At 72.6% G+C, this 1,551-nt stretch carries 2 protein-coding genes; one reads left to right on the top strand and one right to left on the bottom strand.

The window, feature by feature from the left end; genetic code table 11:
- Nucleotides 1-235 precede the first annotated feature (235 nt).
- Entirely contained in the window at nucleotides 236-865 is a 630-nt protein-coding gene (locus ACTUAL_RS00885; protein WP_177154574.1) for a response regulator, read from the bottom strand.
- A 60-nt stretch (nucleotides 866-925) separates the two neighbouring features.
- Here ACTUAL_RS00885 and ACTUAL_RS00880 point away from each other — a divergent pair, with 60 nt between their 5' ends.
- Nucleotides 926-1,408: a GNAT family N-acetyltransferase gene (locus ACTUAL_RS00880; protein ID WP_012782735.1), complete on the top strand. Its 483-nt coding sequence runs from the start codon at nucleotides 926-928 to the stop codon at nucleotides 1,406-1,408.
- Nucleotides 1,409-1,551: the final 143 nt, after the last annotated feature.

Genomic DNA, 1,551 nt, shown 5'->3' with positions numbered 1-1,551 from the left:
GCCCCCACGGCGGCGACCCCGTCCCGGCGGCGCCCGTCCCCGTGACCGCGCCCCGTGACCGCGCCTCATGACCGCGCCTCAGCGCCCCGCCCCCCGAATCGGACACCGACCCCACCCCGCCCGTACCAGGCGCTCCTGCGGCCGACTGGACCCCGCCGCGGGGGCCGTCAGCCGCGTCGCCTCACCCGGCGGGGGCGGGCCGGTCGGGCTGACGGCCGGGGCCGACCGGAGTCGGTCACCGCCCCCGGCGGGCCACCCACGCGGCTGCCTGCGTCCGGCGCTCCATGCCGAGCTTCGACAGCACCGCCGTCACGTGGTTCTTCACCGTCTTCTCCGCCACGAACAGCCGCTCGGCGATCTGCCGGTTCGACAGGCCCTCGCCGATGAGCGACAGCACCCGCCGCTCCTGCTCGGTCAGCGTCGCCAGCTCGTCCGGCTCCTGCGGCTTGCGCATCCGCTCCAGCACGCGCGAGGTCGTCACCGGGTCCAGCAGCGACCGCCCGGCCGCCACCTCCCGCACCGCGTGCACGAGGTCCTGGCCCCGCACCTGCTTGAGCAGGTAGCCGGACGCCCCCGCCGTGATCGCCCCGACCAGCGCCTCGTCGTCCTCGAACGCCGTCAGCACCAGGCACCTCGGCCCGGCGGGCAGGTCCTGGAGCTTCCCGCACAGCTCGACACCGGTGCCGTCGGGCAGCCTCATGTCGACTACGGCTACGTCTGGCTTGCTCGCCTGCGCCCGCACGACCGCCTCCCGAACACCGCCGGCCTCGGCGACGACCTTCAGGTCGGCCTCGTCCTCCAGCAGTTCGCGGAGCCCCCTGCGGACCACCTCGTGGTCGTCGACCAGCAGTACCCGGATGGTCACGAATCAACCATAGGTCGGATGCCGGTACCCACTGCAGCCGGTGCTCGGGACAGTTCAGGGATGCTGGTTCGCGCGATCGAGGAAGCCGACCGGATCGTGGTCGGCCGTCTGGTGCTGGAGTTATGGGGGACGCACACCTCCGTGGCCCACGGACAGGTGTTCTTCCCGGCCAGTCTGCCCGGATTCCTGGTGGAGCAGCAAGACCAGGTTCTCGGCCTGCTCACCTACACGACCAACGACAACCTGCTGGAGATCGTGACCATCGACGCCCTGCGGCGCGGCCGGGGGGTCGGCACCGCACTGCTGGAGGCGGTGGTGCACCGGGCGCGGCAGCTCGGGTGCAACCGGATCAGGCTCACGACCACCAACGACAACCTGGACGCGCTGCGGTTCTACCAGCGGCGCGGCTTCCGGCTCACGTCGCTGCGCTCGGACGCGGTGCGCGAGTCGCGCCGGGTGAAGCCGGAGATCCCGTCGGTCGGCGACTACGGGATCCCCATCGTCGACGAGCTGGACCTGGAGCGCTGGGTGGCGCCGCGCTGACTCGGTCCGCCGGGTTGTCCACAGGCTGTGGGCAAGTTCTCCACAGACCTGTGGGCAATTCCTAGCGCCTGGGGATCGGGCTGCACACCGCGGCCCAGGCCGCCGCGACCTGACGTGCGCCGGGCCACGGCGACACTCCGTCG

The organism is Actinosynnema sp. (genome assembly GCF_052038725.1).
Note: the sequence above shows the minus strand (reverse complement) of the source record. Positions and strands in the feature narration are given on the sequence as shown.

Bases quoted from the DNA above. Each gene is read 5' to 3' on its own strand.
- ACTUAL_RS00880 (WP_012782735.1), top strand. From the start codon at position 926: ATGCTGGTTCGCGCGATCGAGGAAGCCGACCGGATCGTGGTCGGCCGT.